Source organism: Streptomyces sp. AP-93 (assembly GCF_022808175.1).
Taxonomy (GTDB): Bacteria; Actinomycetota; Actinomycetes; order Streptomycetales; family Streptomycetaceae; genus Streptomyces.
On record NZ_JALGBX010000005.1, the window covers coordinates 181,590 to 207,727 of the forward strand.

The 26,138-nt window shown below is 73.1% G+C and carries 20 protein-coding genes and 1 pseudogene; 6 read left to right on the plus strand and 15 right to left on the minus strand.

Annotated elements, in window-relative coordinates:
- Window positions 1-81: 81 nt before the first annotated feature.
- Window positions 82-537 (minus strand): DUF305 domain-containing protein, encoded by a 456-nt coding sequence (locus MTF69_RS10625; RefSeq protein WP_243333233.1) that lies wholly within the window; start codon window positions 535-537, stop codon window positions 82-84.
- A 24-nt stretch (window positions 538-561) separates the two neighbouring features.
- Between MTF69_RS10625 and MTF69_RS10630 the strand changes: the two genes are divergently transcribed.
- Window positions 562-975 (plus strand): substrate-binding domain-containing protein, encoded by a 414-nt coding sequence (locus MTF69_RS10630; protein WP_279345631.1) that lies wholly within the window; start codon window positions 562-564, stop codon window positions 973-975.
- A 12-nt stretch (window positions 976-987) separates the two neighbouring features.
- Here MTF69_RS10630 and MTF69_RS10635 read toward each other — a convergent pair whose 3' ends face one another.
- The 9 genes and pseudogenes from MTF69_RS10635 to MTF69_RS10675 form a co-directional block, all read right to left on the minus strand.
- Window positions 988-1,848 carry a PaaX family transcriptional regulator C-terminal domain-containing protein gene (locus tag MTF69_RS10635; protein WP_243332936.1) on the minus strand — a complete coding sequence of 287 codons (861 nt, stop codon included), beginning with the start codon at window positions 1,846-1,848 and terminating at the stop codon, window positions 988-990.
- A gap of 63 nt (window positions 1,849-1,911) precedes the next feature.
- Window positions 1,912-2,655, minus strand: coding sequence for an Asp/Glu racemase (locus tag MTF69_RS10640; RefSeq protein WP_243333237.1), 744 nt, complete (start codon window positions 2,653-2,655; stop codon window positions 1,912-1,914).
- Window positions 2,656-2,761: 106 nt separating this feature from the next.
- Window positions 2,762-3,676, minus strand: coding sequence for a fumarylacetoacetate hydrolase family protein (locus MTF69_RS10645; protein WP_243332938.1), 915 nt, complete (start codon window positions 3,674-3,676; stop codon window positions 2,762-2,764).
- Window positions 3,677-3,808: 132 nt separating this feature from the next.
- Window positions 3,809-4,921, minus strand: a complete 1,113-nt coding sequence (locus MTF69_RS10650) for a cupin domain-containing protein (RefSeq protein ID WP_243332939.1) — start codon at window positions 4,919-4,921, stop codon at window positions 3,809-3,811.
- The gene (locus MTF69_RS10655; protein WP_243332942.1) at window positions 4,918-5,973 is read right to left on the minus strand and encodes a carbon-nitrogen hydrolase family protein; all 1,056 of its coding nucleotides are present in this window, start codon (window positions 5,971-5,973) and stop codon (window positions 4,918-4,920) included. The genes MTF69_RS10650 and MTF69_RS10655 overlap by 4 nt, the downstream gene beginning before the upstream one ends.
- A gap of 19 nt (window positions 5,974-5,992) precedes the next feature.
- A complete protein-coding gene (locus MTF69_RS10660; RefSeq protein ID WP_243332944.1) occupies window positions 5,993-8,293 on the minus strand; it encodes an FAD-dependent monooxygenase in 2,301 nt (766 codons plus the stop codon).
- Complete coding sequence (locus MTF69_RS10665) at window positions 8,284-8,748, minus strand: thioesterase family protein (RefSeq protein WP_243333238.1); 465 nt, start codon at window positions 8,746-8,748, stop codon at window positions 8,284-8,286. Before MTF69_RS10665 ends, MTF69_RS10660 begins: the two co-directional genes overlap by 10 nt.
- 102 nt (window positions 8,749-8,850) lie before the next feature.
- Window positions 8,851-10,461 (minus strand): annotated as a pseudogene (locus MTF69_RS10670) (AMP-binding protein); the annotation flags it as partial.
- A 214-nt stretch (window positions 10,462-10,675) separates the two neighbouring features.
- Entirely contained in the window at window positions 10,676-11,179 is a 504-nt protein-coding gene (locus tag MTF69_RS10675) for an ATP-binding protein (RefSeq protein ID WP_243332945.1), read from the minus strand.
- 278 nt (window positions 11,180-11,457) lie between these two features.
- On the opposite strand from MTF69_RS10675, the gene MTF69_RS10680 reads away from it, so the two are divergent.
- Entirely contained in the window at window positions 11,458-12,417 is a 960-nt protein-coding gene (locus tag MTF69_RS10680; protein ID WP_243332948.1) for an alpha/beta hydrolase, read from the plus strand.
- A gap of 393 nt (window positions 12,418-12,810) precedes the next feature.
- On the opposite strand, the gene MTF69_RS10685 is transcribed toward MTF69_RS10680, so the two are convergent.
- From MTF69_RS10685 to MTF69_RS10705, 5 genes are all read right to left on the minus strand, one after another.
- The gene (locus MTF69_RS10685) at window positions 12,811-13,332 is read right to left on the minus strand and encodes a hypothetical protein (RefSeq protein ID WP_243332950.1); all 522 of its coding nucleotides are present in this window, start codon (window positions 13,330-13,332) and stop codon (window positions 12,811-12,813) included.
- A 153-nt stretch (window positions 13,333-13,485) separates the two neighbouring features.
- Entirely contained in the window at window positions 13,486-14,493 is a 1,008-nt protein-coding gene (locus MTF69_RS10690; RefSeq protein ID WP_243332952.1) for a LacI family DNA-binding transcriptional regulator, read from the minus strand.
- A gap of 147 nt (window positions 14,494-14,640) precedes the next feature.
- On the minus strand, window positions 14,641-16,161 hold the full coding sequence (locus MTF69_RS10695) for a carboxylesterase/lipase family protein (protein ID WP_243332954.1): 1,521 nt from the start codon (window positions 16,159-16,161) through the stop codon (window positions 14,641-14,643).
- 720 nt (window positions 16,162-16,881) lie between these two features.
- A complete protein-coding gene (locus MTF69_RS10700; RefSeq protein ID WP_243332956.1) occupies window positions 16,882-17,085 on the minus strand; it encodes a hypothetical protein in 204 nt (67 codons plus the stop codon).
- 487 nt (window positions 17,086-17,572) lie between these two features.
- Entirely contained in the window at window positions 17,573-18,295 is a 723-nt protein-coding gene (locus MTF69_RS10705; protein ID WP_243332959.1) for a phosphatase PAP2 family protein, read from the minus strand.
- 1,826 nt (window positions 18,296-20,121) lie between these two features.
- Here MTF69_RS10705 and MTF69_RS10710 point away from each other — a divergent pair.
- From MTF69_RS10710 to MTF69_RS43360, 4 genes are all read left to right on the plus strand, one after another.
- On the plus strand, window positions 20,122-21,375 hold the full coding sequence (locus MTF69_RS10710; protein WP_243332961.1) for an MFS transporter: 1,254 nt from the start codon (window positions 20,122-20,124) through the stop codon (window positions 21,373-21,375).
- 223 nt (window positions 21,376-21,598) lie between these two features.
- On the plus strand, window positions 21,599-22,525 hold the full coding sequence (gene surE / locus MTF69_RS10715) for a 5'/3'-nucleotidase SurE (protein WP_243332963.1): 927 nt from the start codon (window positions 21,599-21,601) through the stop codon (window positions 22,523-22,525).
- 128 nt (window positions 22,526-22,653) lie between these two features.
- Entirely contained in the window at window positions 22,654-24,315 is a 1,662-nt protein-coding gene (locus MTF69_RS10720; protein ID WP_243332965.1) for a carboxylesterase/lipase family protein, read from the plus strand.
- 396 nt (window positions 24,316-24,711) lie between these two features.
- Window positions 24,712-26,136, plus strand: a complete 1,425-nt coding sequence (locus tag MTF69_RS43360; RefSeq protein ID WP_243332966.1) for a hypothetical protein — start codon at window positions 24,712-24,714, stop codon at window positions 26,134-26,136.
- The last annotated feature ends 2 nt before the right edge of the window (window positions 26,137-26,138 follow it).

Sequence of the window (26,138 nt, forward strand, 5' to 3'; positions counted from 1 at the left end):
GGGGACGCGCGCCATCGGGCGCACTGCTCACGGCACTTTCGGGTCCCCGGACCCGCCCTGTCAATGGAAAGTGAACAATTCTCAACTTTTGTCGGAGCGGGCCGCGTCGAGCAGGGCGAGCCGCGCCGAGCCGGCCTTCTCCAGCTCCCCGGCGAGCTCCCGCGCCTCCCCGGACCCGCCCGAGGAGCGTTCACCCGCGCAGAGCAGCAGCGACTGCGTGAGGTGGGCGCGCAGGGTGTCGGCGGAGACCATGACCGGCATGTCGTGCCCCTCGTGCGGGCGGGTGTCGGGCGCCGCGGACCGGGCCAGGAGCCCGCGCAGCAGCGTCAGTTCGGCCCCCTGCCGCTCCGCCGCCCGCTGCGCGAACCGGGCCAGCGCCGGGTCCCCGGCCCGCGACCCCGCCAGGTCCGTCAGCAGCCGGGCCCGCTCGTCCATCGGGATCATGAGCTGGATCCAGGCGATGTCGATGGCGTTGAAGGCCGCTGCGGCACGCGGCGTCCCGGCCCGCGTAGCCTCGGCCCGCGGAGCCCCGGCCACCGGCTGCGCGGTGCAGCCGGACCGCTGGACCTCTTCGAGTCCCGCGAGCGCCTCGACGGCTACCGCGCCGCGCTGCGCGACACCAGCCGCCGCGTGGCGCTGGGCGATTTCACCCGGGCCTCCGGAGCCGAGGCCATGCGGCAGCTGCTGGAGGAAGACCCGGAGCTGGACGCGGTGTTCGCGGCCAACGACCTGATGGCCATCGGCGCCCTGCGGACCCTGCGGCAGGTGGGCCTGCGGGTTCCCGAGGACGTGGCCGTCGTCGGCTTCGACGACATCGAGGCCGCCGCCTACACGGTCCCGGCCCTCACCTCCGTACGCAGCCCCATGGCCGACCAGGCCACGGCCACGGTGCGGCTGCTCCTGGGCCTGATCGAGGGCGGTTCCAGGGAGCGGGTGGTCATGCCGAACGACCTCGTGGTCCGCGAATCGTCCTGAGGGACCGCTCCCTCAGGACGAGCGCACCTCGGAGGAAGACGCGCGCTCCACGGAGGAACCCGTCACGTCCTGTACGTGCCGCAGGCCCGGCCCCGCCAGGACCTCGTGCAGCTGCTGGAAGACCTGCCGGGCGCCCACGGCGTTCCAGTCCGCGGGGAGCAGCTCGGCGGGGAGGCCCGGGTCGAGATAGGGCAGCCGGCGCCACTCGGTGAGCATCGGCACGTAGTGGCGGAAGGCCTCGGCGGCGTCGATGCCGTCCTGCAGGGCGAGCTTCGCGGCGACCGGCGCGTACGCGCCGGTGAAGGTGGCGTACTGGGCCTGGATCGCCGGAAAGTCCCACCAGGAGCTGACCGCCTCCGGCAGGTCGCTGAACGCGGCGTAGTCGGCGGCGGCGAACAGGTGGACGTACTCGCTGAGGCCGAGCCGGACGAGCATGTCGCGCGCGTCCTCCAGGAGCCGGCCCGGCGCCAGCCACACGCCGGGGGCGATGTTGCCGAAGCCGAGCCAGGTCAGCCTGGTGCGCAGCTGGTACCGGTGGGAGCGCTCTGACTCCGGCACGGAGAAGACCGCCATGGCCCAGCCGTCCCTGAGGTCCGCCGGTTCGAGGCTGGCGAAGATGCGCCGGTCGCCGGCGTCGAAGACGGGGTGGACGGCCGGGCTGAGCCGGTACCCGGTGGCTCCGCGGCGCTCCGGTTCGAGCACGCCCTTCTTCTTGAGCCGGGAGATGGCCGAGCGCACGGCCTGGCTCTCCACGCCGAGTTCCGACATGAGCGTGATCAGGTCGGCGACGGAGATCCAGCCACCGCTCCCGCGCACGAAGGCCCCGTAGACCGTACTGATCAACGAGCTGGGCCTGAGGGGGCTGTCCGACATGATCACCTTCCCGTGGTGTGGGGTGGTGATCCTATCGAGCGGCGGCGGCCGGGCGGCCTCCGGTCACCCCGAGGCCCGCGTCCCCGGGTGCAGGGGAGCCTCGGCGTACGCGCCGGAGAGGAGGTGGCCGGCGCCGGGGGCGACGGCCGGCAGGCCGAGGGCGCGCAGCATCTGGTGGGAGGTACAGACGGCCGCGGAGACGACCGGCTTGCCGAGCAGCTGCTCGGCCTCCTCGATGGCGCCGAGCGAGGGCATCTGCACGCAGGCCGACAGGACGACCGCGTCCGCGTCGGCGTAGTCCAGGGCGCGGGCCAGACCGGGGAGCCTGGCCGGGTCGTGGGCGGCCACGTCCAGGTTGTTCGGGATCTCCAGGGCCTGGTAGTCGAGGACCTCGATGCCCTCGTGGGTGAGGTAGTCGACGACGGTCTGCGTGAGCGGGCGCATGTACGGGGCCAGCAGGGCCACCTTCCTGGCGCCCATCGTGTGCAGCCCGTGGACCAGGGCGCCCGCGCTGGTGACCACGGGGGCGGGGGCCCCGTTCTCCACGGTGCGCGTGTGCAGGCGTTCCTCGGAGGTGCGGTGGTAGCCGAGGCCCATGCTCATGATGGCGACCAGGCAGGCGTAGCCGAGTACGTCGACCCGCGCGTCGGAGAGCTCCACGGCGCAGCGGTCGGAGTCGGCGTCCATGGCCTTGAGCTGCTCGGGCGTCACGTGGGTCATGCGCATGCGGCTGGAGTGGAAGGTGAAGCGGTCGTCGGGCGCGATCTCCATGCGGGCGCGCAGGATCGCGGGCACCTCGGTTTCCATGGTGACGTTGGAACTCGGGACGATCTGGCCGATGCGGTAGGTGCGGGGCGGCACGGGTGCTCCTCGATGGTCGGGCGGCGGGTGTCGGGGTAGGTGTCCGGCAGGTTCAGCGGGCGTCGACGACGGGGTTGGCGAGGGTTCCGATGATCTCGACGGTGGCCTCGACGGTGTCGCCGGGCACGAGGAACTCGGGCGGGACCATGCCGGCCCCGACACCGGAGGGGGAGCCGGTCGCGATGACGTCGCCGGGCTCCAGGGTCACGCCCGAACTGATGTCGGCGATGAGGCGGGCGATGGGGAACAGCATGTGGCGGGTGTTCGACTTCTGCTTGGTGACCCCGTTCACCCGCAGTTCGAGGTCGAGGTCCATCGGGTCCGGGACCTCGTCGGCGGTGACCACGGCGGGGCCGAAGGGGGCGTAGGAATCCTGGCCCTTGGAGAAGAACCACTGGCCCGATCGGCGCTGGTCGCGGGCGCTGATGTCGTTGACGACGCTGTAGCCGAAGATGTGGCCGTACGCCTCCTCCTCGGTCACCCGGAAGGCGGTCCGGCCGATGACCACGGCGAGTTCGCACTCCCAGTCGAGCTGCGTCGTGAGGTCGGCGTTGTGCAGGATCGGCGCCCCGGGGCCGGTGACGGCGGTGGCGGGCTTGCTGAACAGCACCGGACGCGGCGGCAGGTCCTTGTCGGTGTCCAGGCTGCGGCTGGACTCCTCCACGTGCTCCACGTAGTTCAGCCCGACCCCGATGATCTTGCCGGGACGCAGCGGAGCACGCAGGGTGACCTCCTCCAGCCGGTGCACGGCACCGGCGGGCCGGTCGGCGGGGCCGCCGGCCAGCAGGCGGGCGGCCGTCTCACGGGCCGGGGCGCCCGCCCGGACGAAGGAGAGCAGGTCGCCGGGCAGCTCCACGCCCGCGTGCCGGGCGAGGGCCGCGAGGTCGTACACCAGGCCGTCGAGCTGGGCGCCCAGACGGTCGGCGGTGCCGGTCATCGGCGCGGTCGTGTAGGTCACCAGTCGCATCGGTGGCTCCTAAGGGAGAGGGGGGTTTCGGGGGTACGGGGCTTTGGGGGTACGGGGCTTCGGGGGTGCGGCGGGGTGCGCCGCCGCACCGGGACCGGTGTCAGGGCCGGCGGTCCGGTGCGGCGGCGCGGCTCAGGAGGCGGGCTGGTGCCCGCCGTTGTCCGGGTACGCCTCTTCGCGGTGGAAGCCGAGGGACCGCATGACGGGGAAATCGTTGAAGGAGAACAGGCAGGCGTCCTCGGACGGGTCGAGGTTGTGGTGCTCGTGCCAGGCCCAGGACGGGACGCAGAACACGTCGCCCCGCTTCCACTCGAAGCGCTGCCCGGCTATCACCGAGACACCGTGTCCCTTGGCCGCCGTGTAGATCACCGACCCGGTGTGGCGGTGGGCCTGCGTCGCCTGGCCCGGGCGCAGCAGCTGCATGTGGGCGCTCATGGTGGGCATCACCGAGCCGCCGGTCACCGGGTTGGTGTACTCCGCGATGACCCCGTCGTACGGGGATCCCTCGGTGGCCGCGGCCAGGCCGCGCAGGGCCTCGTAGGTCTGCTCCCAGGGGTAGGCCAGCAGCGGGGAGTAGGGGCGGGTCCACTTCTCGGAGCCGTACGGGAGCAGGTTCGCGGCGTAGGTCAGGACCGAGGAGTTCACCACCTTCCCGGGCCGCTGGTACAGCTCGGGGTGGACCTCGTAGAACCCGGCGTCCAAGGCGTTGACCAGCGGGATGTCGAGGCCGTCCTGCCAGATCACCGGGGCGTCGTCGGAGTCGTTGCCGTGCTCGTGCCAGGTGCCGTTCGGGGTGATGGCGAAGTCGCGGGGGCCGACCTTCAGCTTCTGGCCGTCCACGATCGTCCACGCCCCGGTGCCCTCGTGCACGAAGCGCAGCGCCGCCGCCTGGTGGCGGTGGGCGGTCATGGCCTCGCCGGGGCCCATGATCTGCAGCCCGGTGTAGAGGAGTCCGGCGGCGGCGCTGACGTCCCTGCGGCCGGGGTTGACCAGCATCACGACGCGGCGGCCCGCGTCGTCGGCCCGGACGAGGCCGAGGGCCTTGTGGACCAGGGGGCGCAGCTCCTCGTAACGCCACAGCACCGGAACGGACTTGGGCTGCGGGTACCAGGGCTCGATGTCGTTGGCCACCGTCCACAGCGCACCGGCCTCCAGGGCTTCGAGCTCGCCGTAGTAGGCGGTGAGTTCGGGGGTGTCGGACACCCGGGCGCGGCCGAGTGCGGTGTCGTCCTGGTCGGTGGTCATGCGTCCTCCTCGGGGGTGGTGGCGGTGGGCGGAACGGACTGCGGAACGGACTGCGGGACGGACTGCGGGACGGTGAAAGTGACCGGCGTGCGGGGCCGGTTGTCCACTTCGAGGCGGAAGACGTCGAAGCGGTTGTAGTGCCCGGTGATGTCGTGCATCTGCTTGGGCTGGATGCACCGGTTCAGATCGATCTCGGCGTAGACGATGCCCTCGACGTCGACGAGCGGCTCCGTGACCGGGCGGCCGTCGGGCCCGAAGATCCCCGACAGGGCGCTGCGCGGCCGGGCGAACAGTGCCCGGACCGCCTCGTCCTCACCGGCGACCGCGTCGACGATCTCGGGGGAGACGGTGGAGCAGGCGACGACCGAGAAGACCTTGCCCTCGAAGCTGTGGGCCGCCGTACGGACGGCGATGGCCTCGGCCATGTCGTAGTCGGTGGGTGCCACGGGCAGGGCGATGTAGCAGGCCGCGTGCACCAGTTCGCCCTGGGCCAGGAGCGTGAAACGGGCCAGCGTGTTGGTGTTCTCCCCGCAGGCGAGGGCGCCGACCGGGCCGACGGGGGTCTGGTGGACGCGCAGGGAACTGCCGTCGCCGCCCGTCCAGGTGAGCTTCTCCGCCCAGGTGGGCACCAGCTTGCGGTGCACGCCGAGCAGTTCGCCGTCGGGGCCGATGGTCAGCAGGGTGTTGTAGAGCACGCCCAGGCTGTGCGGGGCGCGTTCGTTGACGCCGATGACCAGCACGACCCCGTACTGGCGGGCCGCCGCGCGCAGGGTGTCCACGTGCGGGCCGGGGACGTCGATGGACGCGCGCTGCAGGCGCTCGAACCAGGGCGAGCCCTGGACCGGGTTCATCGTCCAGTTCCAGTACGGGTATCCGGGGACGAACGCCTCGGGGAAGACGACGAGTTCGGCGCCCTTCCCGGCGGCCTCCGCGATCAGGGCGACGGCCTTGTCGACGGTGGCGGCGGGATCGAGGTAGACGGGAGCGGCCTGGACGGCGGCCGCGGTGAATCGGGGCAGGTCGCTCGGGGAGCGGGTGTGAGGGGTCTCCATGAGGTCTCGGCCGTTCCGTTCAGAGGGCCGGCGCGGCGACGCGCGGCAGCCATCGCTGGTGCACCGGTGCGGCGGGCTGCCGCAGCAGTTCGAGGCGCGGCGGCACCCGGTCGGTGCGCGCCGCCGGGGGCCGGGCACTGCCGGCCCGCCAGGACCGGGCCCACGGGGCGGCCGGTCCGCGGTATCCCTGGGCCACGGCCGCGTGCAGGGTCCACAGCGGGTCGTGGAGCTGGGCGCGGCCCACCGCGCACAGGTCGGCGCGGCCCGCCAGGATCACCGAGTTCACGTCGTCGTAGGTGGAGATCGCGCCGACGGCGATGGTGGCCACCCCGGTGGTGTTGCGGATCAGGTCGGCGTACGGGGTCTGGTAGCTGCGGCCGAAGGGCGGCTGCTCGTGGGAGACGACCTCGCCGGTCGACACGTCGATCGCGTCGGCGCCCGCCGCGGCCAGGGCGCGCGCGATGTGCACGGCGTCCGCCTCGTCGAGGCCGCCCTCGGCCCAGTCGGCGGCCGAGACACGGACCAGGAGGGCCTTCCCGGCCGGCCACACCGCCCGTACCGCGCCCAGCACTTCGAGCGGGAAGCGCAGCCGGTCCGCGACCGGCCCGCCGTACTCGTCGGTGCGCCGGTTCGTCAGCGGAGAGAGGAACCCGGACATCAAATGCCCGTGCCCGTACTGGAGTTCCAGGGCGTCGAAGCCGGCCCGGTCGGCGCGCTCGGCCGCGCGCACGAAGTCCCGTACGACCAGGTCCATATCGGCGCGGGTCGCCTCGCGGGGCACCTGGCCGCCCTCGTCCCAGCGGAGCGGGGATGCGGCCAGCAGCGGCCCCCCGGCGGCCCGGCGGCCGGCGTGGGTGAGCTGGATGCCGAGGCAGGTGTCGGACTGGCCGTGCGCGAAGGCGGTGATCCGCCGCCAGGCGGCCTCCTGCTCGTCCGTCCACAGACCCGGGCAGCCCGCGTCGGTGCGGCCGTCGGCGCTCACCGCCGTCATGCCGGCGATGACCAGGGCCGCGCCGCCGAGGGACTGGGTGCCCAGGTGGACGAGGTCGAAGTCACCCGGGACCCCGTCGACGGCCGTGGACAGGGCCATGGGCGGTACGACGATCCGGTTGCGCAGGCGCAGGCCGCCGATCCGGAAGGGCCGGAACATGGGCGGTACCGGCGCCGAGGAGTTGACGGCGGTGATGAACTCCTCGTCGCGCACCCGCAGGTTGTCGTAGGTGACCCGGCGGCTGCGGGTCAGCAGGTTGAAGGCGAACTGGTGCGGATCCTGGCCGGTGTACCGGTCGATGTTCTCGAACCACTCCAGGCTGGCCTGCGCCGCCCGCTGCGTGGACTCCACGACCGGCCTGCGCTCGTCCTCGTAGGCCGCCAGCGCACTCTCCACGTCGGGGTGCTCGTGCAGGCAGGCGGCCAGGGCGAGGGCGTCCTCCATGGCGAGCTTGGTGCCGGAGCCGATGGAGAAGTGGGCCGTGTGCGCGGCGTCCCCGAGCAGCACCGTGTTGCCGTGGCGCCAGGTCTGGTTGCGCACGGTGGTGAAGCGCAGCCACTTGGAGTTGTTGGGGATGAGCCGGTGGCCGTCCAGGTGCCCGGCGAGGACTTCCTCGCAGCGGCGGATCCCCTCCTCGTCACTGGCACCGGGCGCCAGGTCGGCGCCGGCGGACCCGGCGGAACCGGCGAAGCCGCCGCGCTGCCAGGTGTCCTCGTCCATCTCGACGATGAAGGTGGAGCGGGTGGCGTCGTACGGGTACGCGTGCACCTGGAGCGTGCCGAAGTCCCGTTCCTCGACGATGAAGGTGAAGGCCTCGAAGACCTTGTCCGTGCCGAGCCACATGTAGCGGCCCGCGCGCTCGTCGAGATCGGCGGCGAAGGTGTCGGCGTAGGCGGCCCGGGTGGCCGAGCGCACGCCGTCGCAGGCGACCACCAGGTCGTATTCGGCGGCCAGTTGCTCCGGCGGAGGGGACTGCGTGCGGTAGCGGACGTCCACCTCCAGGGCGGCGCAGCGGTCCTGGAGGATCTCCAGCAGCCGACGGCGGCCCAGAGCGGCGAAGCCGTGCCCGCCGGAGGTGACGGTCCGGCCGCGGTGGCGGACGTCGATGTCGCTCCAGCGGGCGAACTCCGCCGACATCGCGGCGTGGACGAAGGGATCGGCCTGCGCGATGCCGTCGAGGGTCTCGTCGGAGAAGACCACTCCGAAGCCGAAGGTGTCGTCGGGAGCGTTGCGCTCCCAGACGGTCACCTCCCACTGCGGGGAGATCTGCTTGGCCAGGGCGGCGAAGTACAGGCCGCCCGGCCCGCCTCCGATGACTGCTATGCGCACGGGGCGCCTCCTCGGTTGTTCTCGATCAGTTCGGGGGCCTGGCGGCCCGCCTTCGTGAGGACCTCGCGGACCTCGGCCGGCCAGGGGGTGGTCCCGGTCGCGCGGGCGGCGGAGTGGGCGATCACCATGCGGCCGGTGGCGGCCACTGTGTCGTCCGGGCCGCCCTCCGGGCCGCCCTCCGGGCCCGGCTCGCCGCGGACGGTGAAGGCGTAGTGGAGGGAGCTCGTGCCGACCTTGGTGACCCGCAGCTCGGTCCGCACGGCCTCGCCGAACCAGAGCCGGGCCCGGTAATCGGCCTCGAAGTGGACCCGGGGCGTGCTGCCGAAGAGGTGCGACAGGCCCAGGCGGCGCAGCAGCACGGCCTCGGCCGCCTCGACCCAGCGGATCACGGTGGAGTGGTGGTAGTGGCCCGCCGCGTCGGTGTCGGTCCACTCGACCCGGCGCTCGACGACCACGCTGGGCAGGTGCGGAACCTGCGCCTCGGGACACCCGGCGGCGCAGCCGCCGTCGTCCGGCGCCGGGGCGGTGGGGGTGGGGGTGGCTTCGGCCGGTTCCCGTCCCCGGGTGCGGAGTTCGCCGCGCCGGAGCTTGCCGGTCTCCGTACGGGGGAGCTCGGTGACGAACTCCACCGCACGCGGGTACTTGAAGGGGGCGATGGCCGCCTTGACGTGCTCCTGGAGCTCGCGCACGGTCTCCGCGGCGGCCGGGACGCCGCCGCGCAGCACCACGTAGGCCTTGACGAGCATCCCGCGCCGTTCGTCGGGGACCCCGACGACGCCGCAGTCCGCCACGTACGGGTGGTCGGCCAGCGCCTTCTCGACCTCGGGCCCCGCGATGTTGTAGCCCGAGGAGACGATCATGTCGTCGCTGCGGGCCACGTACCAGAAGTAGCCCTCGGCGTCGCGGATGTAGGTGTCGCCCGTGATGTTCCAGCCGCCCCGGACGTACGTGGTCTGGCGCGGGTCGTCCAGGTAGCGGCAGCCGGTGGGCCCGGTGACGGCGAGCAGGCCGGGCTGCCCGTCGGGAACGGGCACCCCGTTCGCGTCCACCACGGCGGCCCGGTAGCCCGGGACGGGCCGGCCCGTGGAGCCGGGGCGGATGTCCTCGTCTGCCGCGGAGATGAACACGTGCAGCATCTCGGTGGCGCCGATGCCGTCGATGATGCGCAGCCCGGTGGCGGCGTGGAACTCCTCCCACACGGCGGCGGGCAGGGGTTCGCCCGCCGAGACGCAGCGGCGCAGCCCGGCCAGCCGGTCCGCCGCACCAGCGGCCAGGATCGCGCGGTAGGCGGTGGGCGCCGTGAACAGGACGGTCACGCCGTGAGCGGCGACGAGGTCGGCCAACTGCCCCGGCGTCGCGGTCTCTACGAGCAGGGTGGCGGCCCCGACGCGCAGCGGGAAGACGACCAGCCCGCCGAGCCCGAAGGTGAACGCGAGCGGCGGGGTGCCGGTGAACACGTCGTCGGGCCGCGGCCGCAGGACGTGCCGGGAGAAGGTGTCGGCGTTGGCGAGCACGTCCCGGTGGAAATGCAGGGTCGCCTTGGGGCGCCCGGTGGTGCCGGAGGTGAAGGCGATCAGGGCCACGTCGTCCGCGGCGGTGTCCACGGAGGTGAAGACGCCGGTCTTGGCCGAGCAGCGGACGGCGAGGTCGTCCTCGCCGGGGCCACCGTACGCGACCAGCAGCGGGGCGGTGGCCCCGGCCGCTCCCTCGAGTTCCCCGAGGTAGCGGTGGTCGCACAGGGCGACGGAGGGGCGGCTGATCTCGCACAGTGCGGAGAGCTCGGCGGCGCGCAGCAGCGGCACGGTGGTGACGGCCACCCCGCCCGCCTTGAGTACGCCGAACCAGGCGGCGACGAGCCAGGGGTTGTTCGGGCCGCGCAGCAGCACGCGGTTCCCGGGGAGCAGGCCCAGGTCCTCGGTGAGCACCTGGGCGACCTGGTTGGCACGCTGCAGCAGTTCGCCGTAGGTCCAGCGCTCGTCGGTGGTCAGCAGACAGGGGCGGTCGGGTCCCCAGCGCTCGACGGCGTCGTCGAGGAGGCTGTGGGCGCAGTTGAGCCGGTCCGGGTAGTCCAACTCCGGCAGGTCGAAGTGGAGTTCGGGCCAGAGGTCGAACGGCGGAAGCCGGTCGCGGCAGAAGGTATCGGCGTGCGCCGAAGGGGAGAGCTCCATGGGGCGGCACCTCAATCAGGGAGCAGCGGGGGAGATGGGGCAAGTATCTCGATAAATTGGCGGCCGTCAATTCGTCGCCATATTTTTGTGAGGTGATCGTCCCCGCGGGCGGTCCCGCGGCGGTCCCTCTGCGGCCCCTCGGTGGCTCCCGGCGGGCCTCCGCCGGCCCACCTCCCGGGCCCCCGATCCGGGCCGAGTCGAGTCGATCCGCGCGTCAGGCGGCCGGCACGCGCACCCGTACGGATTTGCCGAACTCCTCGGCCTGCACGCTGAGGTGACCGCCCAGCTCGGTGGCCATCAGGTGCACGATCAGCAGGCCGCGACCGTCCTCGGCGTCCGGGTCCACCTCGCCCCTCGGGTGCGGCAGCCGTGGCAGCGCGGAGGCTCCGTCGGCGACCTCCAGCTGGAGCCATCCCCCTCGCAGGGAAACCCCGACGCGCAGGCGGCGCGCGTCGGCGGCGTGCAGAACGACGTTCCCGACCAGTTCGCTCACGGCCAGCAGCAGGACGTCCGCGATCCCGGCGGAGACTTCCCATCCGTCGAGCACCGAGCGCACGCGGGACCGGATCAGGGGGACGGTCGCCGCGGTGGGCTCCGCGGCCCAGTGGCCGAAGTCGCGGGCCTGGGAGGCGGCCGGAGGGGCCGCCGCAGAGGCCGGGTCGGCCGGGTGGACCGGGTCGGCGACGGGCGGGGCGGAGGGGGGTGTGGAGGTGAGCATGACGTGCTCCCGGAGGGGAAGGCGACGGCATTTGCGCGGTGGCTCGTGTAACTGCCGGGGAACTGAGACTGCCCGAGCTCTTGTGGTCTGCGGAAATGCGTCGCTAGAGTCGTGATTACACGTGTAACACGCTAAGCCTCCTCCCCGGCTCGCGCAAGCATTTCGGACATACGTTACGAAGCCTTGTCCGTAGCGCCCGCGCCCACTGCTCGCTCGGCCGTGGCGGGACCGCACCTGAACCCCTCGGCCCCCGGGCCGAGCAGATTGGAAGGGCCGCAATGACGCAATCGCTCCCCGCCGCGATCGATCCGGCTGACATGACCTGGCCGCCGCCGCCGTTCCGGACCCCCGTGTCCGCAGTCGTCGGCGCGGACGGGGTCCGCCGCTTCGAGGGGATCACCTACGCGACCTCACCCGGCTACCGCCCGCGGCTGCTCGACGTCCACGTACCCGCGGGCGAGGGACTCTTCCCGGCCGTGGTGTGGATCCACGGCGGCGGCTGGCTGGACGGCGACCGGCGCTATCCGCCGCCGACCGTGCCCGTGGAGCTGCTGCACGGGTCGGTGCTGGGAGCGGGGCTGGCCCTCGTCTCGATCGACTACCGGCACAGCCTGGAGGCCCCGTTCCCGGCCCAGCTGCACGACGTGAAGGCCGCGATCCGCTACGTCCGGCAGTTCGCCACCGCGCTGGGCATCGACCCGGACCGGATCGCGGTCTGGGGAGAGTCCGCCGGTGGCCACCTCGCGGCCCTCGCCGGGGTCGTCGGCGCGCACACCCCGGACGCGGCGGAGCTGGAGGGCACGCACGGAGTGGGCGCCGGCGACACCGCCGTACGGGCCGTCGTCGACTGGTACGGGGTCTCCGACCTGCTCACCCTCGCCGAGCACCCCATGCCGGCGTTCCCGCCGATGCCCGGCGGAGCCGAGTTCCCCGACCCGTACGAAGCCCTCCTCGGCGCGTCCGTCGCCGAACGCCCCGAGCTGGCGCGGGCCGCGAGCCCCGTCACGTACGCCGTCGAGGGTTCGGACCCGCCGCCGTTCCTCCTGGTCCACGGAACCCTGGACGGACTGGTCCCCTACAGCCAGAGCGAGGAGCTGGCCGCGGCTCTCGCGAAGGCCGGGGGCGAGGTCGTCCTGACCCCCGTGGAAGGCGCCGACCACATCTTCCTCGGCTCTCCCGACATCGACCGCATCGTCACCGACAGCGTCGCCTTCCTGGCCCGCCACCTGACCGCCTGAGGTCCCGTAGCCGGCGAAGGGGCGGCGCCGGCGGTGGGGGTTCCGGCACCGGGGCGCCCGCTGCCGCCGCCGCCCGACCGGTCGGGTCCCCCCTCCCCGCCCCGCAGGGGGAGGGGGACCTGGAGGCGACGGCCGACGGGCTCGCGGGAGGCTTCCCGTCGGGAGGCACGGGCCTCGCGGCCCGAAGGGGACGCCCCGGCTCCTGGACGCCCGTCAGTCGGTGCAGCCGGTGCAGCCGGGGACGGCGCCGGTCGGAGCGCAGTCGTCCGGCTGATTGGCGCGGACGACATCGCCGTTAAGCGTGAGGACGCCGGACGCCTTGAAGATCCCGCCGCCGTCACCCGCCCGGTTGTGCCTAATGGCGTTCTCCTCCAGCGTGGTGGTGCCCAGTCCCTAGGCTCCCCCGGCGTGGTAGAGGCCGCCGCCCTGGGCGGTGCCGTTCTTCGCGATCGCCCGGTTCGCGCTGATCTTCACGTCGCTCACGGTCATCAGGGCGTTGTTCGCGATGCCGCCGCCCTGGGCGAAGCCGTGCGGAGCGTCCGAGGTGTTGTCCGTGATGGCGCCGCCGGTGACGGTCAGTCTTCCGGGCGCCGGGATGCCGTTGGAGACGGCGGCGCGCGCGAACCCGCCCGGGGCGAAGGAGCGGTTCTCGCTGATGACCGTGTTCTCGACGGTGGTCTCGGCGAAGCTGATGAGGCCGGCTCCGAGGGCGAAGCTCTGGGTGTCCTTGGTGACGTTCGCCGTGTTCCCGGTCAGCCGGGAATAGGTGAGCGTGAGCGGACCGTCGTTGACGATCGCGGCGTCCGCGGCGCCGCCGCCGAGGTCGGTGCCGCTGTAGATGACGTGGTTTCCGGTCACCTCGGTCTCGCTCACGGTTCCGGTGCCGGGGTTGTCGATACCGCCGCTGGTGATCACCGGCAGCCCGTTGCCGGGGTTCTCGGGGTCCGGCGCCGTCAGTTTGTACGTGCAGTGCGCGCCAGCCGGAGGGCGTCCGGTCCGGGTGAGCCGTTCGCGGCGTTAATCGCCGCGACGAGATCGGGAACCGAGCAGCGGACCTGCACCGTGGTCTCAGGAGGTTTCGCGCGGGATCAGGATCGCCTCTATCTCGGGTACGGGCGCAGTGGTGCCCGTCTCGATCAGCTCGTGCACGGCGTCGGCGACCATGGCCGGCGAGGCCAGCTCCAGGCGGATCGAGGTGAGCGGGGGGTCCTGGAGCCCGGCAAGGACCAGGTCGTCGGAGCCCACGACCGCCACGTCCTGCGGTACGGAAATCCCCTCGGCCCGCAGTGCGTGGAGGAGCAGGGCGGCGTACTCGTCGTTGTACGCGAACACGGAGTCCAGCCCGAGGCTCCGCCAGCGCCGGGCCAGTGCGGTCGCGGACTCCCGGGTGTACGAGAGCTCCACCGGGGTCACGGTGGCCATGTGGCGGGCGGCGACCGATTCGGCGCCGGCGAGCCGCGGCCCGGCGAACAGGCCGAGGCCGCGTTCCTGGGGCATGACCACGCCGATGCGGGTCCGGCCCCGGGCGATCAGGTGCTCGGCGGCGGTGGCGCCGATCAGGGCGTGGTCGAAGCCGATGGTGTGCACGCCCGGTACGGGATGCGCGGCGAAGGCGAGCAGCCCCCGTACCCCGGCGCGCCGCAGCAGCTCCGCGGCCTGCCCGGTGAGGCGGTCGCCGTCGAGGGCGATGACGGCCGCCGGACGCAGTTCGGCCCAGGCGCGGGCGGCGTCGAGGGGATCGGCGAAGCGCCCCGCGTGCAGGACCGCGGTGTAGCCGTGCCGGTCCAGCTCGCTGTGCAGGTCGTCGACCCAGTCGCTGACGAGGCGGCCGACCGCGGAGATCGACGAGGGCATCAGGACGAGATTGCTGCGGCCGGCCCGCAGGGACCGGGCCGCGGCGTGCGGTACGTAGCCGAGCTGCCGGGCGGCGTCGAGGACGCGCGTGCGGGCGGCTTCGCCGACCCGGTGGCCCTGGGTGTCGTTGAGGACGAAGGAGACCGTGGCGCGGGACACCCCGGCGAGGCGGGCCACGTCGGCGCTGGTCGGGGACGCCGGAACGGGAGTGTCTTTGGCCATGACGTCGATCGACGCTCCTTTTGATCGGCTCGATGCCTTCCTAAGCAAGGTTACACGAGTTAGATCAAGGGAGCGCTGGCCCGCCCGGATGGGCGGGCCAGGGAGGGAGCGGGGCGGGAGTGGGGGAGGGAGTGGGCAGGGAAAGGGTTACTCGGGTCGGTCGAGTGCCCCTTCGTGCAGGCGCAGGGAGTCACCGGCGAGGTCGTCGAGCGCGGTCACCACGGAGTCGAAGCGCATCGTGGTGCGGGTGTCCTTCTCGTACGGGCTCCACGTCGGCATGCCCGGATGGTTCGGGTCGCCCGTGCGGACGAAGGCGATCCAGGCCTCGTGCATGGTGTGCGCGAGTCCGTCCCGGACGGCGGGGTCGAGGCCGGCCGTCAGGGGTGTGTGGGCCCACTGGTCGAAGTTGGCGAAGGCGAAGGGCAGTTCGAGGCAGTGAGCCGCTCCGAGCCGGCCGTCGTAGGCGGCCGCGGGGAGGTCGAACTGGTAGGCCCACACCGGGCGGCCCGCCGCGGCCCGCGCCTCGGCGAGCCGGAGGGCCGGCACCCGGAAGAGCTCGTCGGTGATGAGGTCCATCAGGACGCCGGCCGGCCCGGCACCGGGTCGGGCGTGCTCGTAGGCCGCGTACACCCCGGGGGCGGCTTCGGGGCCGAAGGTGTCCGTGATCCGGTCGGTCACCTGCTCCCGGGAGGCTGCGGCGTAGGCCTCGTTGAGGGCGAAGCCGAAGTTGGCCTCCTCCCGGGTCCAGCCGATCATCACCTCGATGTCCGCGGCGGCGCCGTGCAGCAGGGCCTGCGCCGGGTGGCGGGGCAGGGTGACTCCGTCGACCACGGGCAGGAACGGCGTGGGCCAGTACCCCCAGTGCGTGGTCAGCGCGAAGAGCCCGCCCATGGCGCCGATCAGCTCCGGCCAGGGCACGGCGCGCAGCTCGGCCGGGGTCTTGACCCCGGCGAGCTCCAGGTATGCGGCGGTGCGCTCCCAGTAGGCGTCGGGCGCGGGGAGGTCCAGCCCGAAGGGCGGGCTCATCAGGATCACCCGCCGGATCATCTCCTGGGCTTCGGGCAGCCCGGCGAGGGCGGCCGTGGACACGGCGCCGCCCGACTGGCCCGCGACGGTGATCGACCCGGGGTCGCCGCCGAAGGCGGAGATGTTCTCCCGTACCCAGCGCAGGGCGGCGAACTGGTCGCTCAGCCAGTGGTTGGCGCCGGAGTCGTCCGGTTCGTCGTCGGCGCCCGTCAGGAGGTAACCGAGCGGGCCGATGCGGTAGTTGATGCTGACGACGACCAGGTCCCCGTCGCGGGAGAAGGTCGCGCCGGAGTAGTTGGGCAGCGACCCGGAGCCGGAGACGAACCCGCCGCCGTGGATCCAGACCAGCACGGGCCGCCGTGCGTCGTCGACCGCCGGCGTCCAGATGTCGAGGGTCAGGCAGTCCTCGTCGAAGGGCGGCGAACCGTGCCCGCCGAGGACGGGGTCGCCGCCCTCCATGTACATCTGCGGGGCGCTGGGCCCGTCGGTGTTCGCGTCCCGGGTGCCGCTCCAGCCCGGATGCGGCCGTGCGGGCCGCCAGCGCCACTCGCCGACCGGGGGCGCGGCGTAGGGCACGCCCCGGAAGACGGCGAGCCCGTCCTCGACCGCGCCACGGAGCGGGCCCGCGGGCGGATGTGCCACGGGGCGATCGGGTCCTGGGGTGGGTGCCATGAGTCGATCCTTCCTGGGCCGCGCGCCGAGCGCGCGCCGACCCGTCGAGAATATTGTGGAAATTCGCCGACCGTCAATGTTTCGCGATATTTGCGTCGGCTGTGGTCGGGGCGCGGGGCCTGTAGGGATGCCCGCCCGCGCCGGGTCGCGCCCGCCCTGAGCCGCGTGCCTGCCGGGGCCTGGGGGCGCGGCCGGGGCCGGGGCGGCCCGTCGACCGTCCGAGCTCGGGAGGGGCGATCCCGCCCGGGTGCCACGGAGCGGCCGGCCGACCAGGATGGTGCTACCGGCCCGACCGGCCTGGGATGGCCGGGCGCACCCGGAAGGCCTGGCCTGTCGCGGCTGCCCGCTTGGTTCGCACGCCGGGTTGTCCAGACGGCCTGGTCGTGCTGCCTGCCCGGGCCACGTCATGTGGTTCGTCTCGCCCGCAACATCGCGGGCGGCTCCAGTGCGGCGGCGTGACGTTCTCGTCCACCTTGCGCCGGGGACGTGCCTGGGAAAGGGAAGAGCGACGAAGTCAGGGCTCTGTGATGGTCACCTCGAGTTTCCCTTCGGCGCTGGTGGGAGACCTTGCCGGATGACGTCCACCACGCCCAGGTCCTCATGCTTACCGGCGGCTCCTCCCACACCCACACCCACACCCGCCGCCGACGCGAACTCCTGACCAAGGGAAACGGGTTGTACGTCGGCGATTCACAGCGCCCACCAGCAATACAACCGCTGATCGGAGGCTTGAGCGTGCTGAGCCAGTCCGGCCAGACCTTTCAGAACCTCCGCCGCGACCTCGACGCCGACCTGAATCTGCCGGAGTTCGTCGGTCTTGGACCAGGGGTCAGCGAAGCGAACGAGGTCGTCCTCCGCAGCCCTCACGAGGGCATCGAACAGGGTGTCCGACAAACTGACCACAAAGGGCGGGCCTGCCGAAGTGAGCCGGGCACTCGGCCACCCACGACATGGGGCTCGCTTCTCAGAGAACGTGGACACCTGACCGCCTGGATGGTCGGGCTTGCCGCTGCCGGGCGAGCTCGGATCGGTTGTGTCGCCCCGAGGTCTGGTGTCGGTCGGACCGCCGTGCCCGGATGACTTGGCAGTCCCGGAAGGACTGCTCGCCTGCCTGCCTGCCTGTCTGGTCGGCTCGGTACCGCCCTGATCACCCCGTTGCCGGGGTGGCCTGAGGGATGGGTACGGGCCTGGCAGTCGATCGGCCTGGCCCGACGCTTGGGCCTGGTCAGCCCGGATGGCGGGGCGGCCCGGTCCGGCGGCGTGCTCTGCTCTGACGGTCGGGGTCGTACGGAAAGCCGGGCCGTCGGGACGGCACGGACAGCCCGCCGGCTCGCCCGGGTGAACGGCCCGGCTGGGTAGGCCTGAGCGCTGCGGAGGTCGGTCACGTCCAGAGCGTGTCGGAGGCCATGCGTTCCGCCTCCGTTTCCAGAAGGGGGGCGAACGCCCGCCACAGGAGCAGGCAGGCCCCCACGGCGGCCAGGGCGCCGGCGAAGGTGTCGCTCAGCCACTGGGCGTGCTGCCAGGTGCGGCTCCACATCATGGCGCCGGTGTAGCCCGCGCCGAACAGCCACCACCAGCGCCGGCCGCCCGGCGGGAACAGCACCACCGCGGCTGCGATCACCAGGGCCACCGCGCTGAAGACCTGGCCGGAGGGGTACGAGCCGTCGTTGACCAGGACCCAGGTGTGCGGGGGCCGCGGCCGGTCGGCGAGCTGCTTGAGCGGCAGCACCAGGAGCATGTTGGCCAGGACTGCGGTGGTGAAGACGAAGAGCGCCGACCGCCAGCGCCCGTACATGCACAGGCAGCCCATCAGCAGCAGCGGCACGACCGTGCCCAGGGGTCCGCCCAGGCGGTCGAGAACGGTGGCGAACCCGCTGGCGGTGTCCGCGGGCGATCCCTTCAGCGAGGCGGCCCACGCGTCGTCGAGGCCCTGGAAGAAGGGCTGTTCGTCCAGGCGCAGGAGCAGTCCCATCAGCACGGACAGCAGGGTCAGTGCCACGCCCCAGGCGAGCGCATAGCGGGGCGGAGCCGCGGGGACGGGCCGCCTGGGCGGCCGCACGGGGATCCGGGGCGGGGTGACGGCGTGACCGAAGAATTCGGACATGGAGGAACCTTTCGCGGCCGCCTTCCCAGGCGTTGGGGGCACACGGGAAGGCGGCGGACGGGCGCGAAGCGCGGGGACGAACGGAGGGGCGCAGCGGGCGTGCCGAAGTCGGCGTGCCCGAGCGTGGGCGCCGAGGCCGGTGTGCCCGAGGGGCGTGCCAGGCGTGCTGAAGTCGGCGTGTGGATGCGCACGGCGGAGGTGTACCGGAAGGACGTACGGAGCCGAGCGGGAGCGGGCGTGCGGAAGGCGATGTGCAGAGGCGTGCGGAGGGGATGCGAGGAGGCGTGCGGATGCGGGCGCCGATGGCGACGTGTGGCTGCGCGCTGCGGGGTGTGCCGGAAGGAACGTACGGAGCCGAGTGGGAGCGGTGTGCGGAAGGGGATGGGTGGCGGCCGGCGTCGATGGCCGCGTGTGGGTGCGCGCTGCGGGGGCGTGCCGGGAGGAGCCTGCGGAGCCGAGAGGGAGCGGTGTGCGGAGGGGGATGCGTGGCGGCGGGCGCGCCGATGGCGGAGTGCGCACGCGCCCTGCGGAGGCGGTCGGAACGGGCCGGGTTAGCCGAGCGGGAGCGGAGTGCGCAGGGGGTGCGCGCGGTGTGCGGAAGGAGGTGGGTGGAGGCAGGTGGAAGACCGTCTACGGGGCGCCGAGCGGCAGGGCCATAGGTCGTACGGCCCTTCGTCGGCCGGTCGGCCCGCGACCCCAAGTGCGGTGGTGAGCGGGAGGGCCCCCAGCGGGCCGGGGTCGGCCGGATCGGCTGGGTCAGACGGATCATCTGGTCAGACGGATCATCTGGTCAGGCGGGTCAGGCGGGTCAGGCGGGTCGGCCGGCTCAGCCGGGTTGGGTAGGTCAGGCAGGTCGGCGCCGGATCGGAGGGGCAGGCGGGTCGGCCGGATCGGAGGGGCAGGTGGGTCAGCCGGGATCAGCGGGGCAGGTGGGTCAGCCGGGTTAGGCAGGTCGGCCGGATCAGCGGGGTCTGCTAGGTCAGCCGCTCCAGGCAGGTCGGCCGGATGAGCCGGATGAGCCGGATGAGCCGGATCAGCCGGATCAGCCGGCTCAGGCACGTCAGTCGGATCAGCCGGATCCGCCGGACCAGCCGGGCTCAGGCACGTCAGTCCGGTCAGCCGGGTCAGAGGTCGGCCGGGTCAGGCACGTCAGCCGGGTCGGCTGGGTCGGCCCGGTCCGCCGGGTCGGTGGGTCTGGCCGGTCAGTCGGGTCGCCGGCTCGGCCCGAACCGGCTGAGTGAGCCGGGGCGTGGCCGGCCCGGGGCGCGCCGAGGTGGCGGCCGAGCCGCAGGGGTGGGTGGGCTCTGCCGGGGTGCGGGGGTGGGGTCGGCGCGGGTGCGGCACGGAGTATTGCGGAAGCGTGACCGTCGCCACAAGTGCAAGAGGGTTCTCGGCCGGTCCGGACTCGTCCGCAGGCCGCATGCGGCTGGTTACACGTGATCGACCTGGACTTCGTCTAGGGGTCACGATCTGGACGGAGGTCTGCGCCAACCCTTGGCGAGACCGGGGAGTGGGTGCTACACAGTGTCCAAGCACCTCGAGTGACACGTGTAACAACCTCGTGTCAGCCGCACAGTGCAGCACCACACCGCACACCACCGCATCCCCATCGCACCACATCCCCACCGCACGCCCCCGCACCGCACCGCAGGCACCGCACGCACCGCGCCGAGCAACCGCACCGCGTCAGCCGTCTCGCGCTCGGCGCGGCATTTCCCGGCGACGCCCTCGCGCGCAACCGCACCCTCGGCGTCTCCGCCCTCCCCGCGCACCGCACCGGCGGTCCCCCCACGCCACCTCCCCGCTCCGTCCCCCGAGGAGTCGTCATGGCTACGAACGAGATCATCGACCCGCCCGCCCAGGCGGATCCCGAACCCTCCCGCGGACGCGGGCTCCTGCTCCTCCTGCTGGTCGCGAACTCCGCGATGATGGCCGTCTACATGGGCGTCGGCTCCGTCCTCCTGCCCACCCAGATCGCCGCGATCGCCGGCGACGACAAGGTGGCCGTGCTGGGCCTGATCGGCGGTATCAGCGCGATCTTCGCCACCGCGTTCAACCCGATCGCCGGCGCCCTCTCCGACCGCAGCGGCCGCCGCAACCCCTGGGTCCTGGGCGGCGCGATCGGCTCGCTCGTGGGCCTCGCCGTCCTCGGCAGCGTCAGTACCGCACTGCTCGTCGGGATCGGCTGGTGCCTGGTTCAGGCGACCATGAACGTCTACCAGGCCGCCGTCACCGCGATCGTGCCCGACCGGGTCCCCGCAGCCCGGCGCGGTACCGCGTCCGCGCTGGTGGGACTGGGCCTGCCCATCGGCGGCACGGTCGGCGTGCTGATCGCCTCCCAGACCTCGGAGCACCTGCGCACCGGCTACCTCGTCTTCGGCGGGGTCATCGCCGGAGCCGCGCTGCTGCTCACCACGTTCTGCCGGGACGTACCGCGCTCCGAGCCCGCCCCGGACGCGCCCGCCGCCCCCAAGGGCGCCCAGCTCAAGGCCTTCCTCTCGGCGCTCGCCAACCACGACTTCCGCTGGGCCTTCATCGGGCGTGCCCTGATGGTCCTCGGATACTTCTCGGTGGTCGGCTACCAGCTCTACATCCTGGGCGACCACATCGCGCTCCCCGCCGGGCTGACCCCGCCCGCCGCGATGGCGGTGCTCACCCCCGTGTCGATGGTCGCGATGGCCGTCTCCACGGTGGTCGGCGGGTTGCTGTCCGACCGCTGGAACCGCCGCAAGGTGTTCGTCGGCGTCTCTGCGGCCCTCGCCGGGCTGGTCATGGTGGTCCCCGTGGTCAGCCCCACGTGGACGGGCATGCTCGTCTTCAGCGCGCTCAACGGCCTGGCCTTCGGATGCTTCATGGCCGTCGACACCGCGCTCGTCACCCTGGTGCTGCCCCGGGCCGAGGACGCCGCCCGCGACATGGGCGTACTGAACATCGCGAACGCCGGGCCCCAGATCATCGCCCCGTTCGTCGCCTCCGCCGTCGTCACCACCCTGGGCGGCTACACCCCGCTGTTCCTGGTCGGCGGCGCGCTCTCGCTGATCGGCGCACTGGCGATCCTCCCCATTCGCAGCGTGCGCTGATTCCGCCGGGCCGAACCCCGTAGAGGTCTCCGCGACCTCGGGGCCCCTCAACCTCCGGGCCGCCCCTCCCGGCGGCGGCCCGGCCCGCACTCCGGCGGGCTCGCGCCGAGGGTCGCGAGCCCGCCGGGCCCCACCCCGGCCCCACCCCGGCTCCACCCCTTCCGGGTCACCCTCACGCCGTTCCCAGTTCCCCGTTTCCACTTCCTCTCCGAAGGAGCGTTCCGTGCAACGCAAGCGAGTTCTGCCGTTGGCCGCCCTGCTGCTCTGCGCGCCGGCCCTCGCCGGTACGGTCCCCGCCGCCGCGGCCGCGCCGCAGGCCGGACCGGTGCCCGCACCGGTGCCCGCGGGCCCGCTGCGGATCCTGCTCACCAACGACGACGGCTACAACGCGCCCGGCATCCGGCTGGCCTTCGCGCGGTTGACCGCCGCCGGGCACGACGTCACCATCGTGGCCCCGCTGACCAACCAGAGCGGAGCCGGTACGAAGACCTCGAACGTCCCGTCCCTGACGGTCCGCCACCCCGAGCCGAAGGTGTGGGCCGTCGACGGAACCCCCGGCGACTCGGTGAACTTCGGGCTCTCCGAGGTGTTCGAAGGGCGAGCGCCCGATCTCGTCGTGTCGGGCACCAACTTCGGCCCGAACGTGGCCGCGCTCGCCTCCCACTCCGGCACGGTCGGCGGAGCCGTCGCCGCACTGGACGCCGGCGTGCCCGCCATCGCCCTGAGCACCGGTGGCGTCGCGGCTCCCGACCCCGTGACCACGGTCAACGCGATGGGTCCGACGCTCGACTTCGCCGTCAAGCTGATCGACCGGCTGCGCTCGCGGGCCCGCTCCGGCTCCCTGCTGCCCGAGGGCGTCGGCCTCAACGTCAACCACCCCGTCATCGGCGCCGACGGCAAGGGCACCCCGGCCGGGGTGGCCACCACCTTCCAGGACGCGCAGGCGCTCCTGAAGGCCGACTTCACCGATGCCGGCGACGGCACCTGGAAGGTCGGCGTGCAGGTGGACCTGAAGACTCCGGCCCGGGGCAGCGACGTGGAAGCCGTGAGCGCCGGGAAGATCGCCGTCAGCCCGATGAACGCAGACTGGAACACCGGTCCGGTCGACTTCGCCGTCACCGCCGCCCTCCTCACCGGGCTCCGCCCGTAGGTCAGGCCTCGCCCCCGGGCAAGGTCCCGCCGACCACACCAGCCGGCCTTCCGGAGGCGGGGCGGGCGTCCCGCGCCCCGTCCCGCCCCCGGAAGGTCCCCAACCCAGGAGTAGGAGCAGGAGTACGGATGAATCGGCTCTCGCACCGGATCGCCCGGTTTTCCACGGCAAGACGACCCTTACCCGGCAAGGCATTCACCCTCACCCTCACCCTCGCCGCGCTGATCGCCGCCGCGCTCCCTGCGGCCGCCTCTCCCGGCGCTCTCCCCGGTGGAGTTCCGGGCGGCGGCCCGCCGGACGGCTCGCCCCGCCCGGTGGTCTCCGTCGCGCAGGGCGTGCTGCGCGGCCGAGTCCACGACGGGGCGCAGGAGTTCCTCGGCGTGCCCTACGCGGCTGTGCCGGTCGGCGAGAACAGGCTGCGTGCCCCGCAGGTGCCCCGGCGCTGGAAGGGAGTGCGCGAGGCCGTCGAACAGGCCTCCGCCTGCCTGCAGTTCTCCCCGTACGGGCTGCGCGATCCCTCGGCCGTCAGCGAGGACTGCCTGTACCTCGACGTGTACCGGCCCGGCCGGGCCCGCGCGGGGGCCCGGCTGCCGGTGGTCCTCTGGATGCACGGGGGCGCGTACAGCCAGGGCACCGGCACCCAGTTCGGCGGGCGCACGATGGCGGAGCTGACCGGCTCCGTCGTGATCAGCATCAACTACCGCCTCGGCCAGCTCGGTTACCTGGGCCTTCCCGAACTGGGCCGGGAGAACGCGCTGCGTTCCGGCTCCTTCGGCCTGATGGACCAGATCCAGGCGCTGCGCTGGACGAGCGAGAACATCGCGGCCTTCGGCGGGGATCCGGGCAACGTCACCGTCTCCGGCCAGTCCGCGGGCAGCGGTTCGGTGTGCGGACTGCTCGCCGCCCCACCGGCGGCCGGGCTGTTCCACCGGGCCGTCCTGCAGAGCGGGCCGTGCACCCTGCTGCGTACCCCCGACGGCGCGCGGGCCGCGTCCGAGGCGCGGGCCTTCGCCGCGAGCGCGGGCTGTCCCGAGCCGGCCGGGGTCGTGGCGTGCCTGCGCGCCGCCTCCGGGCAGTCGCTCGTGGACGCGGCCCGTACGCGGCCCACCTCGGGTCCCGCGTCGGGCGACGGGCTGCTGCCGCGGGATCCGGCCGCCGCGATCTCGGCCGGGTCCTGGAACAAGGTCCCGGTCCTCATCGGGAGCACCCGCTCCGAGGCGCGCTTCTTCGTCGCGCTGACCCAGCCCGCCCTGACGGCCGAGCAGTACGCGCAGCAGGTCCTCGCGGGCTACGGCGCGTCCGGGCCCGAGGTACTGGCCCGCTACCCGGTCGCCGCGCACGGATCCCCGTACCTGGCGCTGTCGGCGGTCATGACCGATGCGACGTTCGCCTGCGAAACGGCCCGGACGGCGCAATCGTTCGCCCGCCAGGTCCCCACCTTCGCCTACGAGTTCGACGACCCCGACTCGCCGACGCTGGCGGGCGCGCAGGTCCCCGGCCTGGACGAGTCGAACGCGCACAGCGCCGAACTCGCCTACCTGCACGACTTCACGATGGGCGAGCGGCCCCTGACCTCCGTCCAAGCCGCCCTGGCGACGCGCATGAAGCGCTACTGGGGTGCCTTCGCCCGCCACGGTGTTCCCGCGGTCGCGGGTCAGACCCCCTGGCCGGCGACCGGTCCGGGCGGCACGGTACTGACGCTGGCGCCCACGGGGGACCGGCCCGACCGGGCGTTCGCGGCCGAACACCAATGCGACTTCTGGCGCGACCAGCCCTCCCGGCCGCTCTGACGGGAGACGAGACCCGGTGGTCCGTACGGGGGTGATCCGCGCGCGCGTCAACGCGTGAGCGCGGAGCTCATCCCTTGGTGATCACCGAAAGGCGGCGGCCCGGGGGGTGCCGCCACGCCGCCGGATGCCCCGAGGGCCACGGTCCCCACGGGCATCCGGCGGTTTCCCGCGTCCACGGCGCGGACGCGGGCCGAGCGGCGGGGCGGGATCACCGCGCGGAACGCACCGCGCGCGATGCCGGCATGCCCGTTCGGGCAAGGGACCAGTCGAAGCCGTTGCGCAGGCACGGGAGGTGGGAAACGTGACCGCTCACACGGTGGACACGGCGGCTCGCTCGACGCCCGCAGGGCGCAGGAACGGGGACGGGAGAGGGGCGCCGCGCCGACGGCGGAGGTCGTGGCCGCGTCGAAGGCCGCGGCTGCGGCCGACCCCGCGGCAATCGCCCGACCCGCAGCGCCCGCCGGGCACGCTCCGTGCCGCACGGATCCGGAGCTCCTGCTCGCGGCGTCGGTGCTGCTGGCGGACGCCGCCCTCACGGCGAAGCAGGCGGGCGCCGAGCTGACGGGCGCGCCCAGCAGCTGGCGGGTGGGGCTGGAGGCACTGCGCCGGCCCGGCTGGGCCCTCGGTACGGCGGTGTCGTGCGCGCGGGCGCTGACCAGCCCGGCGGGGCTCGGATTCGGGGCCAACGGCGGAGTGGCCGGGGAACTGGCCCGGATCGCCGGGAACCTGACGTACCGCCGGCCGGCCGCCGTGGCGATGGCCGTGGACGCCTTCGCGCTGCGGATCCGGGCGATCGCGTCCGACCACCCCAATCTGGACTCGCCCCTCGCCAGGCGGCTGACCGACGCCATGGTGGCCGGGAACCGGCTGGAGGCGCTGCGCGCCATGAACGCGCTCGTCGAGCGCCTGGGTGTCACCCGGGCCCTGACCACGATGAGTCCCGTGATCATGGAACTGTCCGCCCTGCTGGGCCTGCTCGACGAGAACCCGGTCAACGACGACTTCTCCTGGGTGACGCTGGCCGGCGGCGTGCCGGCCACCGATCCGTTCCTCGGCCTGCCGAGCAGCCTGCTGAAGTACCTCAACCCCGGCCCCGGCAGGGCCGAACGGGCGGAGGCGGACTCCATCCTGGCGAAGGTGCTGGCCACGTCCGGCAACGACATCGTCAGCTACGTCAACGACATCGGCGCCCTGGGCAACCACGGACTGGTGCTCCTGCGCCGCGTCGAATGCGCCGACGGCGCCGTCCGGCACGTCCTGCTGCTGCCCGGAACGAGCTTCGGCCTGCTGAGCAACAGCACCCCGCAGGACCTGGTGGGAGCCTTCGACGGGCTGCTGCGCACCGACACGACCTACACCCGGGCCGCGCGCAAGCTGCTCTTGCGGGCCGGGGTGCCGGCCGGATCAGAGCTCATGATCGTCGGACACAGCCTGGGCGGGATCACCGCGATGAACCTCGCCGCGGACGTGGAGGTGTCCTCCCGCTACCGGCTCACGCACGTCATCGCGGTGGGCTCTCCCATCGACGGCAAGCGGCCCGCAGACCACGCCACCCAGGTGATCAGCCTCGTCAACAACCACGACGTGATCCCGATGATCGACGGACGCGGCCCCGCATCCCCCAACGACATCCCTGACAGCTGGGTCGAACTGTCCTGGCTGGACGAGTCGTACGACTACCCGCTGTCGCACGCCCCACAGGCCTACTCGGACACCCTGCGCGGCCCCATGGCGCACCACCGGGAGAAGGTCAACGCGCTGATCGGCGCCTACGACGGCCGCATCGTCGGCAACCAGCCCTACATGCTGCGCGACAAGTGACC